This is a genomic window from Terrimonas alba, from assembly GCF_042434975.1.
GTDB classification, from domain to species: Bacteria; Bacteroidota; Bacteroidia; order Chitinophagales; family Chitinophagaceae; genus Terrimonas_B; species Terrimonas_B alba.
Window position 1 is genome coordinate 122,405 of the sequence record NZ_JBHMQM010000004.1, and the last position, 19,563, is coordinate 141,967.

Below are 19,563 nucleotides of genomic sequence, written 5' to 3' on the forward strand. Positions count from 1 at the left end.
GACCCTCTGTACAGGTATACAGATCGACAGGCCCCCGGCAAACTGGTTTATCGAATAATTTGAAATGACAATGACAAACCGATTTTTGCCTATTTGGTTTAACAGCTTGTTTATATTTGCTTTTGCATCCAGAATTTGGCATATACCCATGTGCCTTTGCGCATAGTTGCCATGAATGCTGGTAAAATCTTTTTGAGGATCAATAATGACAATACATTCATTATCCATGATGCATTTGATTATTGGTTTCCGGCGCTCAACACTTAATACCCTCTTACATTTTTTCCCTCCATGTAGTTAATAAAAGCCTTGTTTACGACTTTATTTCCCCCGGGTGTTGGGTAGTTGCCGGTAAAATACCAATCACCTAAATTGTTGGGGCAAGCCTTATGCAGGTCTTCAATGCTTTGAAAAATGACATCAACGGGAATGTCCACATTAGAAGGTGTCACCAATTGAGCAATTTTAGCCGAAATCTCCTCAGCGGTAAAAGGCTTATACACCTGTTTAACGATATTCTCCGTATGCAATTGGTTATTACGTTGTAAGTCTTTGCAGCGGATCAGCAATTCTTTCAACTCACCCTCCATACCACGTTCCTTCATAAGTGCTACGGCGGCATTAAAGGCTATAAAATCGCCCATGCGGCTCATATCAATGCCATAACAATCAGGGTAACGTATCTGGGGCGAGGAAGAAACAACGATAATACGTTTTGGCTTCAGACGGGCTAGCATCCGGATAATGCTTTCCTTTAACGTTGTTCCCCTTACAATGGAATCATCGATCACTACCAATGTATCCTCATTGGGCCGCAGGGTACCATAAGTAATGTCATACACGTGTTGCACCATTTCATTACGGCTGGCATCTTCGGTGATAAAAGTGCGCATTTTCACATCCTTGATAGCGATCTTTTCCATCCGAATGCGCCGGCTGATCATTTCTGTCAGCTTTTCTTCATCAAAATCTTTATTCCAGGAAAGAATTCGTTCAATTTTTCTTTTATTAAGGTAGTCTTCCATGCCTTTTACCAAACCATAAAATGCTACTTCAGCCGTATTCGGAATAAAAGAAAAAATAGTATTGCGTGTATCGTTGTCAATAGCGTTTAATACCTGCTCGCTGAGGTTATAGCCGAGTGCTGTTCTTTCTTTATAGATCTTCTCATCACTGCCTCTCGAAAAATAAATCCGTTCAAAACTACAGGCCTTTCTTTCTTTCGCTGGCAAAATCTGGACAATCTCGTAATCGCCTTTTTCATTTACAATTAATCCTTCGCCCGGCATTAATTCTTTCACCTCATTTTCGCCTACGTTAAAACTAGTGCGAATGGCGGCCCGCTCAGATGCCGCAACGATTACCTCATCATTGACATAATAGTAGGAGGGGCGAATACCGTGAGCATCTCTAAGTACGAAACCAGTTCCGTTACCCGTAAGACCAGCGACATGAAAACCACCGTCAAATAAGGAGAAAGCTTTTTTCAAGACTTCTTTTATATCATAACCTTGCGGTGCTTCTTCATCAGCTTTACATAAAAAATCATGCACCACCTCGATCATCGCAGCAAGGTCACTGAACCGCATTTGTTCTGATGGTTCTTTACCAATCAGGGCAAAGAGTTCGTCGGTATTTACCAGGTTAAAATTGCCGGCCATGGCCAGGTTGCGGGCCGGTATGGTGTCGCGGTTAATAAAGGGATGGCAATATTCCAGTTTATTTTTTCCCTGTGTGCCATAGCGAAGATGTCCCAATAACAGTTCGCCCAAATAGCTTACGTGACCTTTCATCAATCCGGGATGGTTTCTTATACCCGGATGATATTTTTCCAATTCTTCTATCTCACTGCTTACTTGTTGAAAAATATCTGCAATAGCTTGTTTAGCATTGCTTCGCATCCTGTTCATAAAGGGGTAACCAGCTTCTACATTCAATTTAACGGTAGCTATACCTGCGCCATCCTGGCCGCGGTTATGCTGTTTTTCCATTAACAGATAAAGCTTGGTAAGTCCCCATAATACGGTGCCGTATTGTTGCTGATAATACGAGAAAGACTTTCTTAACCGGATGAATGCTAAGCCGCATTCGTGCTTGATCGGGTCACTCATGTATGTATTTGAAAGGAAGGCGCAAAGGTAAGCTAGAACGACGATTAAACGGAGTGCCGAACTTGAATGAAATGATAAAAAAAGCCGCTCCTTAATGGAGCGGCTTCCAGATATTTTTGAATATTTAATAGCCTTTCAGGTCAGTGCTTGCAAAGCGTTGCATTTTAGGGCATTCCGCTTTTGCATCGTCATCCACCATGATGTAATAGGTGGGTAGTTTAGCCTTTATCCATTTGTCAAGTGCCTGGGCTTTCTTTTCCTCCAGGGCAGCTTGCGAAATCTTGCTGTAATCATCGGACATGTTCATCCGGTGAGGCTCGGAACGGGATTTTAAATAAACAATGCGAACGCCTTTTTTACCTTGTTCGGTCGTAAATGGTGTGGGCTGGGAAAAATCGCCCACTTTCATTTTGCTCAACATGGCTACCATTTCCTTATCCATTTGATCGATAGTGACATATGGAGAGCCGTCGCGGTTGAGCAAAAATGGACCCGAGTATTTTGCCGCTTCGTCATCGCTATATTTCGTGGCCGCTTCATTAAAACCAATAGTGCCGGCGATAATTTTTGAACGAACCGTATCCAGTTTTGCTTTGGCCTGGTTGATTTCAGCATCTGTTACCGGGGGGGTTCTTAAAATTAACCGAACATCTGCATCATCGCCTCTTCTTTCCATCATTTGTATAAGGAAGTAGCCGAACTTTTCTGATTTTACCGGCGACGATATTTCACCATTTTTAAGACGGAAAGAAGCTGAAAGAAAGGCTGGGTCCCATGTTTTTTCATTGCGGTTAATTTGATAACGTCCGCCGCGGTCTTTACTTCCCGGATCTTCTGAATAGCGTTGTGCCAATTGCTCAAAAGAAGCCACTTTTGTTTCAATCTGCCGTTTATAATTGTTCAGTTCGGACACTATATATTGCTCCAGGTCTCTAGAGGCTTTTGGAATAATAGTAATCTGGCCCACTTCCAGTTCTGATTCAAAAAATGGGAGGCTGTCTTTAGGAATACGATCAAAAAAAGCTTTTACCTCTGTTGGAGTAATCTTAACACCGCTCACAATCTTCTGTTGCATGGCAGACGCTAACTTGTTTTCTCTTACGGATTCTCTTGCATCATCCTTGATCTGGTAAACAGTTTTTCCCGCATATTCTTCCAGTGCCTGCTGGCTTCCTACCTGGTTGATAAAGTGACGGACCCGCTGATCCAACTCAGCTTCCACATCTTCATCAGATACTGGTAAAGAGTCTTTCTCGGCCTGCAGCATCAGTACTTTTGAAACAACAGCTTGCTCCATCAGCATACATTCAGCACCTTCCGGCACCGTACTTCCCTGGCGTTTCGCATCTTCAATGGAATTTTTAATATCCGACTGCAGAATTATTCGATCACCCACTACAGCGATGATGCCATCGGCTTTTATTTTTTTTGGTTGCGCCTGGGCAGCCATCGCCCCTGTTAGAAATAACAGGCTGGCAGCCAGTGTTCTTTTTAAAATATACATGATATCAAAAGTAATTTTACCGGTCAAACCAGTAAACACGTTGAAAGGTATTTAACAAAGATTTCGGAGGAAAAGAACAAAGTCCTGAAGTCGGAGGTCTGATGTCTGACTTCAGGACTTCTGTTTACAAAGTCCGTTTTACTTCTTCCTGTTCGTAGGCTTCTACTACATCACCTACTTTGATGTCGCTATAATTTTTGATGGTCAAACCACATTCCATGCCCGACAATACCTCTTTCACATCATCTTTAAAACGTTTCAGTGAGCCCAATTCAGCTACGGCACCTGCGGACGGATAGATTACAATACCATCACGGATCAGGCGTATCTTGGAATCCCGTTTCATTCTTCCACTGGTTACATAACATCCCGCGACTGTAGCTTTATCAAATTTGAACACTTCACGTATTTCAACATTGGCGATGATCCTTTCCTGGATGGTAGGCTCTAACATACCTTCCATCGCACTCTTCACTTCTTCAATAGCATTGTAAATGATCGAGTACATCTTGATTTCAATACCCGCATTTTCTGCCAGCCTTGATGCCTGTTGCGAAGGACGAACGTTGAAGGCGATAACGATGGCATCAGATGCCTCAGCCAAAACGATATCACTTTCATTGATCTGGCCCACGCCTTTGTGAATTACACTTACCAGAATTTCCTGGGTAGAAAGTTTTTGCAATGAATCACTCAAGGCCTCTACTGAACCGTCCACGTCACCCTTTATAATAATCTTTAATTCCTTAAAGTTTCCTAACGCCAAACGACGGCCGATCTCATCGAGGGTAATGTGCTTCTTAGCCCGCATACCCTGCTCTCTCAATATTTGAGCCCGGCGATTAGCTATTTCTTTGGCTTCAGATTCATCTTCGTATACCTTGAATTTTTCACCAGCCTGGGGAGCCCCGTTTAATCCGAGGATAACCGCCGGAGCTGAAGGACCAGCTTCGTCTTCCCGCTTGTTTCGTTCATTGAACATAGCTTTTACCCGACCATAATATTGACCGCTCACGACCAGGTCTCCTGCCCGTAAGGTTCCATTCTCAACCAGTAGTGTAGCTACATAACCACGGCCTTTATCCAATGAAGCTTCGATGATGGTTCCTGTACCTTCCCTGTTAGGATTTGCTTTCAGGTCTAAGAGTTCAGCTTCCAGCAATATCTTTTCCAATAGCTTGTCGATATTCAAACCGCTCTTGGCAGCTATTTCCTGGTTTTGGAATTTACCACCCCACTCTTCCACCAAAATGTTCATCTGGGAAAGTTGTTCGTAGATCTTTGCAGGGTTTGCTCCATCCTTATCAATCTTATTGATGGCAAAGATCATGGGCACATTAGCCGCCTGTGCGTGGCTAATTGCTTCACGGGTTTGAGGCATTACTGCATCATCAGCTGCAATAACGATAACGGCTATATCTGTAACTTTCGCACCCCTGGCCCTCATCGCAGTAAACGCTTCGTGACCGGGAGTATCGAGGAATGTAATTTCTTTTCCGTTGGGTAATTCAACCTGGTAAGCCCCGATGTGCTGGGTAATACCACCCGCTTCACCTGCTACCACATTGGCACTACGGATATAATCGAGCAACGAGGTTTTACCATGGTCAACGTGTCCCATGATGGTTACAATCGGTGAACGAGGTTCCAGTTCCTCCTCATCATCTTCATCGTCTTCTTCCTCCATCTCCATTTGTTTTTCCATGTTGATAAATTCAACATCGAAACCAAACTCACTTGCCACCAATTCAATTACCTCGGCATCCAAACGCTGGTTGATAGATACCATGATACCAAGGCTCATACATTTACTGATCACTTCTGCAAAACTTACATCCATCAGGTTAGCTAATTCGCTTACGCTGATAAATTCAGTCACCTGCAATTTGTTATCATCGGCTGCTTCACCTATGGCATCAGCCAGTTCCTGCCTTTTTTCACGACGAATTTTGGCTTTCAGGTTTTTGCCCTTGCCGCCACCACCGGTCAACTTGGCCTGGGTTTCTCTTATTTTTTCCTGGATGGCTTTTTCATCGATCTGCTTTTCTTCGCGATGAATCATTGGACGACGTCCACCACGCTGATCTCCGTGACCGGGTCCACCGTGCTGTCCTCCTCTGCCCCGTTGATCGCCGCGATTGAAACCGCCGCCGCCGCCGCCACCGGGTCCACCTGGTCCAGGCCTTCTGTCGCCCCTGTTTTGATTTTGATTATTATCAGGTCTGACTTCTCTTTTTTCAATAGGAATACGTTTCCGTTTCCGTTTCTCATCTTTGACGGGCCTCGTATCATTATTAACGGGCAAATCGATTTTGCCTAATATTCTCGGACCTTCCAGCTTTTCAGCCCTGATATTCTCAATTACAGGAGGAGTATCCTCTTCTGTAACAGGTTCTTCGGCTGGTGTAACGACCTTTTCTTCTTTTGGCTCTTCCTTTTTGGCTACCTCTTTAATTTCTTCAGCTTGCGCGGCCGGCTTTTTCACCTCTTCCGATTTTTCTTCTACCGGAGGAAGTTCAGCTTCCTGCTCAGCTTTTTTCTTGATCGTCTTTTTAGGGCGGGTTGAAGAATCGATTGCCGATAAATCAATTTTGTCAATAATCTTCGGCGTCGAAATTTCGGGAGCTTCAATTTTTACAATTTCTTCCTCCTTTTCTTTAGTTTCAACTGGCTTTGCTGGTGCCGGTTTCTCCTCTACCACTTCTACGACAGGCGGCTCCTCTTTTTTAGGAACTACTTTTTTCTCTTCTTTCTTAAAATTGATTTCTTCTTCTTCTTTTTTCTTTTTTGCGTCCTGCGAACCTTTGGGTAGATCCACCTGGTCGCTTTTCATTTTTGCTGCCTTATCGCTTTGAAATTCCTGTTGCAATGCCTTATACATTGCTTCGGTAAGTTTGGACGTAGGCTTAAGCTCCTCTTTAGGAAATGACTTTCCTATCAGGAAGTCAATTAAGGTATCCTGTCCAATGTTGAACTCCTTAGCTGCTGCTAATAATCTTGGAAGTTTTATTTCTGCCATTCAGTTATTTTAATTCAATATGTCAAATTTGTCATATAAGTCATTGTAGTCACCAGGTCACTCCAAAAAGCTGCTTTGACCGTTCAACTTATATGACCAACTGACTTTTTATTCATTTTCAAACTCTGCTTGCAATACTTTTCTCACATCGTCGATAGTTTCTTTTTCCAGGTCTGTTCTTCTTTCGAGTTCTGCAGGTGTCAATCGCAATACGCTTTTTGCGGTATCACAGCCCACTCTCTTCAACTCATCAATAACCCAGGTTTCGATTTCATCGCTAAATTCTTCAAGATCTACATCAAACTCACCGGTTTCCTCTTCAGAATCACGATATACATCCAACTCATAACCCGTCAATTCAGAAGCCAGCTTGATATTTACACCGCGACGGCCAATAGCCAGTGAGACCTGGTCTGGTTTGAGATATACACTCGCATGATTTTTTTCGTTATTCAGCTCCATGCTGGTGATCTTTGCCGGAGTGAGAGCCCTTTGGATGAGCAATTGGATATTGTTAGTCCAATTGATAACATCAATATTTTCATTTTTCAGCTCCCGGACAATGCCATGGATACGGCTACCTTTCATACCTACGCAGGCTCCAACAGGGTCTATGCGGTCGTCATAAGATTCTACTGCAACTTTAGCCCTTTCACCCGGATCACGAACAATTTTTTTAATTACGATCAGGCCGTCAAAAATTTCCGGCACTTCTATCTCCAATAATTTAGCCAAAAACTCAGGGGCTGTTCGGGATAGGATGATCACCGGGTTATTGTTTTTCATGTCCACCCTTTTCACTACGGCACGGATATTTTCTCCTTTTTTGAAATAATCCTGGGGTATCTGTTCACTTTTTGGCAGGATCAATTCGTTACCTTCTTCATCCAACAATAAGATCTCTTTTTTCCAAACCTGGTACACTTCTGCGCTAATGATCTCTCCGATCCTGTCACTATATTTTTGGGCCAATACGTTTTTCTTAAGGTCGCTGATCCGGCTGGCCAAGGTTTGCTTGGCGGCTAGAATGGCGCGGCGTCCAAAGTCGTACAAATCAATTTCCTGGAACAACTCTTCACCCACTTCAAAATCTGGTTCAATCTTAACAGCCTCGGAATAGGCTACCTGCGCCAACGGATCTTCTACCTGTCCATCCTCAACAATCATCCTGTGACGGATAATTTCAAGGTCGCCTTTTTCAGCATTTACGATAACATCAAAGTTTTCGTCGCTGCCGTATTTTTTGCGAAGCAGGGTTTTAAATACATCTTCTACCACTTTCATCATGGTAGGGCGGTCAATATTTTCCGCATCCTTAAATTCCTGGAACGCTTCAATAAGATTGATACTTGCCATAACTCTCAATTTTTTGTCAGGTCTGAGATCGGAGCATTGAGCCACAACTCACTGCTTTTCTCAAAATTTGATTTGAATTTTTGTTGTTTTATGCGTTGTCCTTCTGCTCATTCATATAAAAATAGCAAGCGGGACTTCGCTTTTTTAAAATTTAATTTGTACACGGGTTGCTTTGATAGCTGAAAACGGAACGGTGTGGTGGACCAACTCTCTTTTCTTTCCTTTCCCTTTTTCCTCTTCAACTACGATATCAGTATCAGAAACAGTAATAAGCTTACCCTCATTTTTTACCCCATCCAAACGAATCACCTCTACGGACCGGCCAACATTTTTCAAGTATTGACGGTGGAGCTTTAACGGTTCGTCTAATCCCGGTGAAGATACTTCGAGTGAAAAATCATTGCCCGGGAAAAAACCGCTCTCTTCCAAATCTCTGTATAGTTTCCTATTGTAATGTATCAACTTATCCAGGCTCATTCCTGTATCCGCATCTAAAAATACTTTCACATTATTAGTTGGTTTGATCCTGATCTCCACCAGGAAGATCCCAGGTTCGTTTTCAATCATCGCCTTCACCTTTTGTTCCAGTAACTGTATTTGTCCGTCTATGCTCATAGTAGATAAAAGAAGAAGGGAACGTCTTCGTTCCCTTCTTTAATTCTGCTTCCGCTGCAAAAGTAAGGGAAATAAGTTATTCTCTCCAAAACTTATCGTTACACCTCAATTTACCGATCTTTCTCTGTCATTCGCCGCTTTTTAACGATCCAATTCATCAGGGTTTAGTAGGTAATTGTAGCTTTGTGTGGTTATGATGAAGGTAATATTATACGGGCTGTTGGCCTGGTTCCTTTTTAACCTGGTTTTTCGTTTTATAGTTCCCATTTATAAAACGACCCGTCAAATGAAAAAAAAGTTTCGGGAAATGCATACCCAAATGCAGGAGCAAGCCAATATGTACCAGGATTCTGCAAGACCTGCTGATGAAAAACCTGTGTCAAAAAAAACAGGCGACTACATTGATTTTGAAGAGGTAAAGTAAATCCTTAATTGTTTTTCTCCTCCCTTATCCGGATAAGCGAATGCTTGCTGCAAAGCCAGCCGGTTAAAGCGCTTAATGCTGTAATGATGTAGAAAAAAAGGCTGGCCGATACAGCAATGGCCGGAGACAGGGAGAAGTATGCCGCACCCGTAGCCATAGCTAATTCCCGGGTTCCGATACCGCCTATGCTTACCGGCAAAGCGGCAATCACCGAGCCGGCAAAAAATACTACTGCATACCTGGGCAGAGACTCCCATGGAGCATGGAAAAAAAGAAGAAGACAACAAAAAGATAACAATTGACAAAACTGGATGAGAAGCGATAATGAAATAGCTTTTGGTATAGCGGCACCAAATGGTTTGAAATAACGTTGGATTATGAGCCAATAACAAAAAAAACCGGGAATAATGGCGATAGCGGCTATCCGTAAAATTTTATGTGGTAGATTGATTTCAACGAAATTGGCGAGAACGGTTATAATCGACAATAGTACCAGTAAGCCGGTAACCCTATCCAGCAAAGTTGCTTTGGTGGCCTCTAATAATGCGGCACCTCTTTTTTTTATAACCATCACTTTATAAAAATCGCCACCAACGCCACCCGGTAAAAAAAGATTATAAAACATGCCTATGTAGTATAACTGCAGGTTGAAACGATAAACAAGCGTGGGGTCGGGTAGTTTATAAAATTGTAATAGCCTGTAGGCACTGATAAACTGTGAACCATTGTAAAGAAGTATGGCGGGTAACAGCCATATTAAAGAAATGTTCCACCGGATGGCTTTCAGCTCTTCCCACTTGATGTTTCGAAAAGCAAAATACATTGCTACGATAGCAACAATTCCTTTGAGAACAGTGAGCATCCATTTCTTCATTCTTTACCACTGTTATTTTGGATCACAGATCGTATGCGATAAGCTTTCTTGTGTTGTGATTCGTAATAAGTGCGCATCAATATTTCTGCTACAAATCCAAACAGTATTAATTGCAGACCCGCCAGCAGCAAGATCACACCCAGGATCAGCAAGGGCCGGTTACCAATCCGTGCTCCCTGGATTTTCAACACCAATAAATATACATTGACCAGTAAACCTGCAAAAAAGGATAATAATCCTGCAGGACCAAATATGTGCATGGGTCGTTGAAAATATTTTTGCATAAACAAAATCAGCAGGAGATCACTCATCACTCTAAATGTGCGACCCATCCCGTATTTTGATTTACCATGAATGCGTGGGTGATGCTTCACCGGCACTTCGGTCATTTTTGTCCCCTGCACAGCTGCGAGCACGGGAATAAAACGATGCATATCACCATAGAGTCCGAGGTTCTTGGCAATATCACGCCGAAAAACTTTTAAAGTACAGCCATAATCATGCAGGGTAACGCCTGTAGTTGTGCGAATGATCTTATTGGCGATACGGCTGGGTATTTTCCTGATTACATTATCCTGCCTGTTGGCCCGTATACCGGCAACGAGATCCCAATCTTCAGCTATCATTTTATCTAACATAAAGGGAATGTCTGAAGGATCGTTCTGAAGGTCGGCATCCATAGTGGCAATGAACTCACCACTTGCGGCATCAATTCCGGCAGCCATTGCAGCTGATTGCCCATAATTTTTTCGCAGGATAACCAACTTCATATGTGGCTGAAGGTGCTGCCTGATGACAGCAACGGACTCATCCGTAGAACCATCATCTACGAGTATTAATTCATAATTTAAATTTTGTAAAGCTGCAGTTGTTTGTTCCAGCAAGGCTTTAATATTACCGGCCTCGTTGTATAATGCGACGACTACTGAAATTGATTTCACCTTTGTGGTTTTGTTTGTTACTGATAGTTTCTTTTCTTCTAGGCTTACTTCTTCAATTCATATATAAAACTGTATTGCCTGCTAAAAAGATCTTTTGCACTGTCTTTAATGACCAGCCCCTGAACACTGTCCATCAGATGCGGTGCACTGGCTCTTTCTACTATCAGTGCATTAGGATTGTGTTTCAAAAGTTCAACAATAGTGCTTGTGGAGTTGATAACAGGAATATTTTTTTGATGATAAAAAGTAAATGCGTCATTAAATTTACGATAAGCGATAACAGTCATGCCAGGTTTTACTCTATCTTTTAATTGATGCACCGAGCCATTGGCATCCAGCGCAGGAAGTAAAATGCAAAAGAATAAAATATTGACAAGTATTGCTCCTGCCGCAGCCAAATAAAAAGTTTTTTCTATCCGCTTTTTTTTATAATAAGCAACGGCTATCGACATAGTTAATGGGAATACTGATAATAAAACACTCATCCAGGCAATCGGCACCATCGGCTTTTCAGACTGCATCCAAAAATATAATCCTGCTGGTAATACCAGTGTCATTAGCAGCAATATGATCCATTCGGGCCATAAATTTTTGCCCGCTTCTTTTGATTCAATAACTGAAAAGATAAAAGAACCAATAACGAGTGCCAGGAACGGGTAGGCCGGGGTGGTATAGTTTAAAAGTTTTGTAGCCGACAGCGAATAAGCCAAAATAACAACTGCGGCTGCTACCAGGTTAAAAAAAAGCCAGGTATTCGAGACTCGTTTTTGCCATGCCATTGTAACAGCCCTTATGAGAAAGATAGAAAAAGGGAAAAGACCCATGATCACGAAGGCCCAGGTTAGTATAAACGGACCCTTATGACCATCAAATGGTTTATTGAATCGGCCAATATTGTGTTCAAAAAAAAATCCATGGGTCCATATGCCACCAGTTTTTACATGTACCAAATAAAACCAGGGTAAAGCAACAGCCATTATAATGATCAATCCCTGTAATGGTCTGAGTTTCCAGATAGCACTGAAAGAGAATTCCCTTTTCAAAAGAAGAAATAAAAAGATTGTGATGGCTGGCAATACCAATCCCACGGGCCCTTTTGCCAGTATAGCGAGTCCCAGGAAGAAATACATCAACCATAAAAAGGACCGCTTGTAATTTTTAAATCCTTCCCAAAAACAAAAAAGAGACAATACATGACAGGCTATAAGATAAGGGTCTGGTGTCGCCAGGCGAAATTGAAAAATAGTGTGAACAGATGCCAATAAAACAAGGCAGCTCCACAGGGCGACGCCGGTTCCGGCATTTCTTTTTGCAAATAACCAGGTGGCAACAATAACGAATAAGCCACAAACCGCAGAGAAGAACCTTGCACTGGTTTCATTAATACCGCCCAGGCGATAAGCCAATAACATAGCATAATAGTGCAATGGAGGTTTGTCCGTTCTTAGTTCGCCGTTGAAAAAAGGTACGATGTAATCTTTTCGTTCAATCATTTCGGCTGGCACCCGGGTATTTCTTGCTTCTGCCACCTGGAAAACCGTAGTTGCGCCCAGTTTAACAAATAAAAGAAAAGCTGCAAGCAGGATTACCAGCCAAAAAGATTTTGAATGCATCCTATTATTTTCAAGCTGTTTTCAGGTGCAAAGGCTGTTTTTCTTTCCACTCAACAAAGCGTTGAATCCCTTCCTCAAACATAACAGCGGGCTGATAATTTAAAAGACCGGCAGCTTTTGAAATATCAGCAAAAGTTTGCGGCACATCACCCGGCTGTTCAGGCTGCCAGTTTATGACCGCTTTTGTATTCATACTTTCTTCCAGTACCTGTACCAGCTGCAGTAAAGATATTTGCCTGCTATCGCCAAGATTAAAAATGGTCGAATCTTTACCCGTATAGTTTAAAGCACCGATGATTCCGTTGACAATGTCACTGACAAAGGTATAGTCACGAAGGGTGCTGCCATCACCGAATAAGTTTAGGGGTCGATTGTCCCGGATCTGGTCATAAAATCGGTGAATCGCCAGGTCGGGCCTTTGTCTTGGTCCATATACTGTAAACAGGCGAAGGGCAATAAATTGTAAGGGATACAGCTGCGAATAAACCATTCCTATTTCTTCACCCGCCAATTTGGTGGCGCCATAGGGACTGATGGGTTGGTGAAGCAGGTCTGCTTCTTTCCATGGCACATTAGGGTTTCGGCCATACACACTGCTGGATGAGGCAAATACAAAGCGGGGAATATTGGCCTGACGGGCAAACTCCAGCAAGTGCAGGGTGCCCGTTACGTTGGTGCTGTAATAAGAAGCTGCATGTTGGATACTGGGCCTGACACCTGCCTTAGCAGCCAGGTGAATGATAGCGTCGAAAGAAACTGAATCAAATGTTTTAAGCAGCTCTTCGGGGGTGGTGAGTGCAAGATCGAACTGGTAGAGGCGAAATGACGGATGCGATTTTGCGGTTTGCAGGTTTTGTTCTTTTACGGAGTAAGCATAAAACGGATCAAAATTATCAATACAATAAATCTCGTAATCACCTTTTGCCAATAATGCCTCAACCAGGTGACTGCCAATAAACCCTGCTCCGCCGGTAACAAGAATGCGCTTCATTACACCAGATTTTTTTAGGATAACAGAATAAAACTGTAATAATTATCAAAGGTACAATTTCCGGTTTCCTTACTCCATCATTACTTGCGTTAACCACCGATTAACTATCAAAAAAAATATGAGCAGGATTTTGACCTATAACATTTTTAGATGTATAAAGTTTAAAGAAGAACAAATGGTAATACTATGAAGTAATGAGCGTCTTTTAAAAGCTAAAATTGATGAAAAATCAGCTGTGAATTGCTACTTGCCCAATAAACACTTTATCGGATCACTTTTCAAAAAGCCATCCCCAATGATCAGCTGTATAATAAGATGTAGCCGTAATAAATAAAAAAGCACTTGTAACCGAAATTGCAAATGCTTTTAAACTTGTGGATCCGCCGAAGGCGGACACGATCCTGCGACCCTCCCGATCAAATCGGGATGCTCTAACCAACTGAGCACTGGCGGATCAAATTCTCAATAAGCCTGCGGCTCTTCCATGATTTTATTTGCTGTTCTCTTTTCAAGGCCTCTTGTTTGCTGGAAAATGTTCCTGAAAAAGTAATTACCCATTCGGTCGCTCCCTGTGTAAAACCGTTATGCTTTGAATTATGTTTAACCAACCGCGAAGCAAGATCTACTGTAGACCCGATGTAATATTTGTCCCTTGATGATGAATATAGAATGTAAACGTAGTACATAAAAAAAAGCACCCGTAACCGAAATTACAAATGCTTTTAAACTTGTGGATCCGCCGAAGGCGGACACGATATTGTGGACCCTGCAGGGCACGATCCTGCGACCCCCTGATTATGAGTCAGGTGCTCTAACCAGCTGAGCTAAGGGTCCTGACTATTTGATCAACTCAATTATTAATATTAAAAAGAACTATTTAAACTGCGACCCTCCCGATATTAATCGGGATGCTCTAACCAGCTGAGCTAAGGGTCCTGACTATTTGATCAACTCAATTATTAAAAAGAACTATTTAAACTGCGACCCTCCCGATATTAATCGGGATGCTCTAACCAGCTGAGCTAAGGGTCCTGACTATTTGATCAACTCAATTATTAAAAAGAACTATTTAAACTGCGACCCTCCCGATATTAATCGGGATGCTCTAACCAGCTGAGCTAAGGGTCCTGACTATTTGATCAACTCAATTATTAAAAAGAACTATTTAAACTGCGACCCTCCCGATATTAATCGGGATGCTCTAACCAGCTGAGCTAAGGGTCCTGACTATTTGATCAACTCAATTATTAAAAAGAACTATTTAAACTGCGACCCTCCCGATATTAATCGGGATGCTCTAGCCAGCTGAGCTAAGGGTCCTGACTAACGAACTATTTTAAACTATGACCCTACCGATTCTAAGGGTCCTGGTTTATTCGATCAACTTTCTTAAGAACTTTTTTATGGAGGGCAAAAGTAAGAAATAAAATAATTGCTTTGTTCTTAACCTTACTTTAACCGAAAGAAAAATATATTTGCGACCTTAACTTGATTTATGAAGAAAATCGCCCTGTTTGCATTTAGTTGTCTCCTCATCAATTCGTTATTTGCCCAAGATTCAATCGTCACCAGGAAAAAAGAGCCTCTTAGCCTTGCAGGCCGTGCCAATGATCACTTTATGATCCAGTTGGGTTATACGGGCTGGGCAGGAAAGCCAGACTCGATCAATACCAGCGGGTTTTCAAAAAGTTTCAATGTCTATTTCATGTTTGATTTTCCGTTTAAAACCAATCCTAAACTGAGTATGGCTTTTGGCCCGGGAATTTCTTCCGATCATATCATTTTCAAAGACACCTATGTCGGCATTAAAGATGCCACCACAACACTGCAGTTCAGGGATCAATCAGATACTAACCATTTTAAGAAGACAAAATTAAACACAACCTACCTCGAGGCTCCCGTAGAGTTCAGGTATGTTGCCAATCCTTTTAACAGCGATAAAAGTTTCAAGTTTGCTATCGGCGCCAAGGTAGGAACTATGATCAATGCACATACCCGCAACAAGGACCTCGAAAATAAAAGTGGCAATACGCTGAACTCTTACACGATGAAAGAAACCAGCAAACGATTTTTTAATACGACCCGGTTGGTAGGCACGGCCAGGGTAGGTGTCGGGCATTTTACATTGTATGGAAGCTACCAGCTCACTACTTTGTTTAAAGAAGGAGTGGCGGCTGAAATAAGACCTTTTTCGATCGGGCTTACGATCAGTGGACTATAATTGCAAACTGGCTTGAAACAGGTTGAACGGATTTCACGGAATAGTGAAGTCCTTTTTTATTTTCTACCGTTAACTTTGCGCATCCCTCATGTATCATGAGGGTGTTTTTTTGAATATGCTGGATAAAAAAAATATTATCAAAGAAGAGGAGCCGGCGGTGCTTGTCGGCCTGGTGCAGAAAGACCAGACAGAAACACAAGTACAGGAGTACCTGGATGAATTATCGTTCCTGGCTGAAACGGCGGGTGCTGTTACGGTAAAACGGTTTATTCAAAAACTGCAGCATCCTGACAGCCGCACATTTGTTGGCAAAGGGAAACTGGAAGAGATAAAGAATTATGTGCAGGGCAAAAATATCCGTGTTGTAATATTTGATGACGAACTCAGCGGTTCTCAAATTACCAATATAGAAAAAGCACTGGACATAAAAGCTATCGACCGTTCTGACCTGATACTTGACATTTTTGCCCGCCGGGCAAAAACAGCACAGGCCAAAGCACAGGTAGAGTTGGCGCAATATCAATATATACTTCCGAGGTTAAGAGGTATGTGGAAGCACCTGGAACGTTTAGGTGGTGGAATCGGTACAAGAGGTCCGGGTGAAACCGAAATAGAAACGGACCGCCGTATAGTACGGGATAAAATTTCGCTGCTGCGAAAACGACTTGCCGAAATCGACAAGCAAGCGTTCACACAGCGCAAGGACAGAGGTGAATTTATTCGTGTTGCACTCGTAGGTTATACCAATGTGGGTAAGTCAACGATCATGAACTTGCTGAGCAAGCGGCATGTTTTTGCGGAAAACAAATTATTTGCAACACTGGATACAACTACCAGTAAAGTAGTTTTTGAAAATACCCCTTTCCTGCTAAGCGACACAGTTGGATTTATTCGTAAGCTGCCGCACCACCTGGTAGAAAGTTTTAAAAGTACGTTGGACGAGGTAAGAGAAGCAGATATCTTATTACATGTGGTCGATATTTCCCATCCTAATTATGAAGACCAGATAGCCGTAGTGAATAAGACATTGCATGAAATGAATGCTTCCGAAAAACCAACGCTGACCATTTTTAATAAAATGGATCTGTATGAAGAAAAAACCTTTGATGAGTGGTTGGAAGAAAGCACCAAAAAAGAAATACTGGAGGATCTCTACGAAAGATGGAATAACGAAACCAATGGTAACGCTGTTTTTGTATCCGCAATAGAAAGGAGAAACCTGGATAAACTGCGTGAAACGATTCTGCAAAAAGTGAGAGAAATGTATAGGGTAAGATACCCTTATAAGACAGAGTTTTTGTATTAAGGGGAAGTGGGGTGTGGTAAGTAGCGAGTGGGGACTTCGTAATAATTTTTCGGGTCAAATTGATGTACTGAGCAAAGTAGAAGTATCGTGACAAAACAATATACCTGGCATAAAATCGCTGATCATCCTGGCGAGTTGGATTTTGCGGATAACAATATTGCCATGGTGGAAGTAAAAGGGAAGAAAATTTGTATTGGTAAACATCGTGACAATTTTTTTGCTTTTGCCTATAAATGCCCGCATGCTGGTGGTATACTGGCAGAGGGTTATATAGATGCGTTGGGCAGGGTGGTATGTCCATTACATCGCTATAAATATGACCTGAAGAATGGACGAAATGTAAGTGGCGAAGGATACTATTTAAAAAACTGGCCCGTGGAATTAAAAGAAGACGGCATTTTTGTGGGCATGGAACCGGGTGGATTCTTCAATTGGTTTTAGATCCTTCTTCCGGCCTCCAATTTTAAAACCGTCTACTCTCGTTATACTTTTTACCTCTATCAGAAGAAAGCAGTTTTTTTAAGACCACCTGGCCGGAACTTTTTCGAGGGCCTCTTCAATCAGTTTGCTTTGAGTAATATTTTTAGCAGAAAGGCTGACAGCCTGTACTGTATTCCCGGCATTCAACACCGGGTAGAAATTAATATGGAACCATTTTTCTCCTTCCGCGGAGTTTAGCATTACTTCCCACTCTTCTGAGTTTCCTGCCAGCACATGTTGAAACAGGCGTTGAAAAATTTCTTTTTTTACAGGAGAAATATAGTCCAGCATGCTTTCGCCGGGTTTGCAGTCTTTGCCTGCAATCATTCGCATGTCACGCTGAGCCGCTTTATTCACCAGCATGATGTTGTAATTCATGTCAAGCATGTAAAATGCATCCTTACTGCCTTCCAGCAGGGCCCTTATTTTAAGGTCGGACTCACGCAATTCTTTTTGGGCATCTTTCAGGGCTGTAATATCCGTATGAGTGCCTAATATTTTTATAGGCGTTCCATCCGGCATTTTATCAGTTACAATTCCGCGGTCCAGTATCCATTTTTCCCTGCCATCATAACTGATCATCCGGTATTCTTCTGAGTGCCGGTCAATAATTCCGGCTTTGTATTTCCTGATATTTTCTTCAAGCACCCACTTATCATCTTCATGTATACGGGACCACCAGAGATCCGCATAGTTAGAAAATTCATGCGATTGGAAACCCAGCAGGTCATGCGATGTTTGTGGGAAATGAGTTCTTCCTGTCGAAAAATCATGTTCCCAGATATTATCGCCGATTTTTTCCAGGGTAGTGCGAAAACGGAATTCAGATTCCTTTATTTTTTCATCCTGTTTTCTTTTCTCCGTAATGTCCTTTACTACACATTGATAACCGATCGGATTTTTTTGATCGCTGTATAAAACTACCGAGTGTTGCTCCACCCATTTTATATCACCGTCTTTGGTTAGAATGGGAAATTCTACGGTAAGATCAGCCGATTGATCTCTCACTTGCTGTAAATACACAGCCGAAATTTGCCCAATCCACGATGGTAATAAAAGCGTGGTGAAACTTTGGCCTAATAACTCTTCCTGCGAAAATCCTGTCAGTTGCTGGCAGCGTTCGTTGACATAGGTAAACAGGCCATTGGTATCCGATGTAAACAGGGTAACACCCGCATCCTCTATCAGGCGACGGTATTTTGCTTCCCTGGTTTTAATTTCTTCCTTGGCCAGTTTGCGGCGACGGATATCATTGTTTAAGCGATAAAGGGAACCGGCAATAAAAAGAAATAGCAGGGCTGCGCCTATAGTGATAGTAGCAGTCGCCCTGTTACGGGCCCGGATATTTGCTAAGGTCCGTTCTTTCAACAGTTCTTCCTGGCGCTGCAGAAACTCGCCGATCAACGTTTGGATGGTGAGGGTAAGTTGCTGGCCTTCGCCATCATATCCAGGCTGCTGATTCAGGTCATTAGTATTGATAATAGACTGCTGGGAGGCGATTTTCCTGGTAATCAAAGTTCTTAACTGGGTCATTTTTTCCAGTTGGGCGGGAGCGTTTGCCAATGAATGAGTTTCGGTTGACAGTTGTGTCATTCCGGACCAGGCGGAGCGAAGGGCCGGAAGCCAACGCTGGTCACGACTGGTCAAAAATTGCCAGGTTAATAATTCACTTTCAGCAAGTGCCGACCGAATACTTTCGGCCTGGCGATTTATTTTATAGGTATGATTGACGAGATCTTCGGCGTTTTTGGTTTGCCGGTTGTCAAGAGCAATCAGGGTGGCAAACAGGGCGATAGTCAGCAGGGCCGCTCCAAATACCAGCACTACATTGCGTTGAATCTTAGGCACGGTGGTAAGGAGCTTGGTCATACTTTTTGGCTTGGGCTATTTAAATGGTTGTGCAATCTTATTAATAAGGAGACATTGGCAGGTACAGTGTTGTCACGGCCTGTTTGGCTAAAGTGTAAGATAGGATTCATTGGATATCGGACGTTTCAACGATAAATATCGACTCAAATTCTGGCGGAGAGAAGGTTTGGTGATCGGATAGTTATAAAAATCAGGGAAAATACCCAGTTGATTTCGTAATTGCCCGAAACGGAGATAAC

The 19,563-nt window shown here is 42.4% G+C and carries 15 protein-coding genes and 2 tRNA genes; 4 read left to right on the plus strand and 13 right to left on the minus strand.

What is annotated here, in order from left to right; translation table 11 throughout:
• Nucleotides 1-263 precede the first annotated feature (263 nt).
• The 5 genes from ACFEL9_RS12480 to rimP form a co-directional block, all read right to left on the minus strand.
• Entirely contained in the window at nt 264-2,111 is a 1,848-nt protein-coding gene (locus ACFEL9_RS12480; RefSeq protein ID WP_385890359.1) for an amidophosphoribosyltransferase, read from the minus strand.
• Nucleotides 2,112-2,235: 124 nt separating this feature from the next.
• Entirely contained in the window at nt 2,236-3,615 is a 1,380-nt protein-coding gene (locus ACFEL9_RS12485) for a peptidylprolyl isomerase (protein ID WP_385890361.1), read from the minus strand.
• A gap of 124 nt (nt 3,616-3,739) precedes the next feature.
• Nucleotides 3,740-6,634, minus strand: coding sequence for a translation initiation factor IF-2 (infB, locus tag ACFEL9_RS12490; RefSeq protein ID WP_385890364.1), 2,895 nt, complete (start codon nt 6,632-6,634; stop codon nt 3,740-3,742).
• Nucleotides 6,635-6,742: 108 nt separating this feature from the next.
• Nucleotides 6,743-7,990 carry a transcription termination factor NusA gene (gene nusA / locus ACFEL9_RS12495; protein ID WP_276503946.1) on the minus strand — a complete coding sequence of 416 codons (1,248 nt, stop codon included), beginning with the start codon at nt 7,988-7,990 and terminating at the stop codon, nt 6,743-6,745.
• A 144-nt stretch (nt 7,991-8,134) separates the two neighbouring features.
• Nucleotides 8,135-8,605, minus strand: coding sequence for a ribosome maturation factor RimP (rimP, locus tag ACFEL9_RS12500; protein ID WP_385890367.1), 471 nt, complete (start codon nt 8,603-8,605; stop codon nt 8,135-8,137).
• Nucleotides 8,606-8,891: 286 nt separating this feature from the next.
• Here rimP and ACFEL9_RS12505 point away from each other — a divergent pair, with 286 nt between their 5' ends.
• Complete coding sequence (locus tag ACFEL9_RS12505) at nt 8,892-9,029, plus strand: hypothetical protein (protein ID WP_385890368.1); 138 nt, start codon at nt 8,892-8,894, stop codon at nt 9,027-9,029.
• Between the two features lie 4 nt (nt 9,030-9,033).
• Here ACFEL9_RS12505 and ACFEL9_RS12510 read toward each other — a convergent pair whose 3' ends face one another.
• The 7 genes from ACFEL9_RS12510 to ACFEL9_RS12540 all read right to left on the minus strand — a co-directional run bounded on the left by ACFEL9_RS12510 (nt 9,034) and on the right by ACFEL9_RS12540 (nt 14,282).
• Nucleotides 9,034-9,903, minus strand: a complete 870-nt coding sequence (locus ACFEL9_RS12510; protein ID WP_385890371.1) for a lysylphosphatidylglycerol synthase transmembrane domain-containing protein — start codon at nt 9,901-9,903, stop codon at nt 9,034-9,036.
• The gene (locus tag ACFEL9_RS12515; protein WP_385890374.1) at nt 9,900-10,844 is read right to left on the minus strand and encodes a glycosyltransferase family 2 protein; all 945 of its coding nucleotides are present in this window, start codon (nt 10,842-10,844) and stop codon (nt 9,900-9,902) included. The genes ACFEL9_RS12510 and ACFEL9_RS12515 overlap by 4 nt, the downstream gene beginning before the upstream one ends.
• A gap of 44 nt (nt 10,845-10,888) precedes the next feature.
• Nucleotides 10,889-12,457 carry an ArnT family glycosyltransferase gene (locus tag ACFEL9_RS12520; RefSeq protein ID WP_385890377.1) on the minus strand — a complete coding sequence of 523 codons (1,569 nt, stop codon included), beginning with the start codon at nt 12,455-12,457 and terminating at the stop codon, nt 10,889-10,891.
• A 10-nt stretch (nt 12,458-12,467) separates the two neighbouring features.
• On the minus strand, nt 12,468-13,448 hold the full coding sequence (locus ACFEL9_RS12525; protein ID WP_385890379.1) for a GDP-mannose 4,6-dehydratase: 981 nt from the start codon (nt 13,446-13,448) through the stop codon (nt 12,468-12,470).
• Between the two features lie 375 nt (nt 13,449-13,823).
• Nucleotides 13,824-13,902, minus strand: a tRNA-Gln gene (locus tag ACFEL9_RS12530).
• Entirely contained in the window at nt 13,880-14,134 is a 255-nt protein-coding gene (locus ACFEL9_RS12535; protein ID WP_385891491.1) for a GIY-YIG nuclease family protein, read from the minus strand. The genes ACFEL9_RS12530 and ACFEL9_RS12535 overlap by 23 nt, the downstream gene beginning before the upstream one ends.
• A gap of 74 nt (nt 14,135-14,208) precedes the next feature.
• Nucleotides 14,209-14,282, minus strand: a tRNA-Ile gene (locus ACFEL9_RS12540).
• 661 nt (nt 14,283-14,943) lie between these two features.
• On the opposite strand from ACFEL9_RS12540, the gene ACFEL9_RS12545 reads away from it, so the two are divergent.
• From ACFEL9_RS12545 to ACFEL9_RS12555, 3 genes are all read left to right on the plus strand, one after another.
• Nucleotides 14,944-15,669: an outer membrane beta-barrel protein gene (locus tag ACFEL9_RS12545; protein WP_385890381.1), complete on the plus strand. Its 726-nt coding sequence runs from the start codon at nt 14,944-14,946 to the stop codon at nt 15,667-15,669.
• Between the two features lie 88 nt (nt 15,670-15,757).
• Nucleotides 15,758-16,975, plus strand: coding sequence for a GTPase HflX (gene hflX, locus ACFEL9_RS12550; protein ID WP_385890383.1), 1,218 nt, complete (start codon nt 15,758-15,760; stop codon nt 16,973-16,975).
• 87 nt (nt 16,976-17,062) lie between these two features.
• On the plus strand, nt 17,063-17,416 hold the full coding sequence (locus ACFEL9_RS12555) for a Rieske (2Fe-2S) protein (RefSeq protein WP_385890385.1): 354 nt from the start codon (nt 17,063-17,065) through the stop codon (nt 17,414-17,416).
• A 78-nt stretch (nt 17,417-17,494) separates the two neighbouring features.
• Here ACFEL9_RS12555 and ACFEL9_RS12560 read toward each other — a convergent pair whose 3' ends face one another.
• A complete protein-coding gene (locus tag ACFEL9_RS12560) occupies nt 17,495-19,324 on the minus strand; it encodes a PAS domain S-box protein (RefSeq protein WP_385890387.1) in 1,830 nt (609 codons plus the stop codon).
• Between the last annotated feature and the right edge of the window lie 239 nt (nt 19,325-19,563).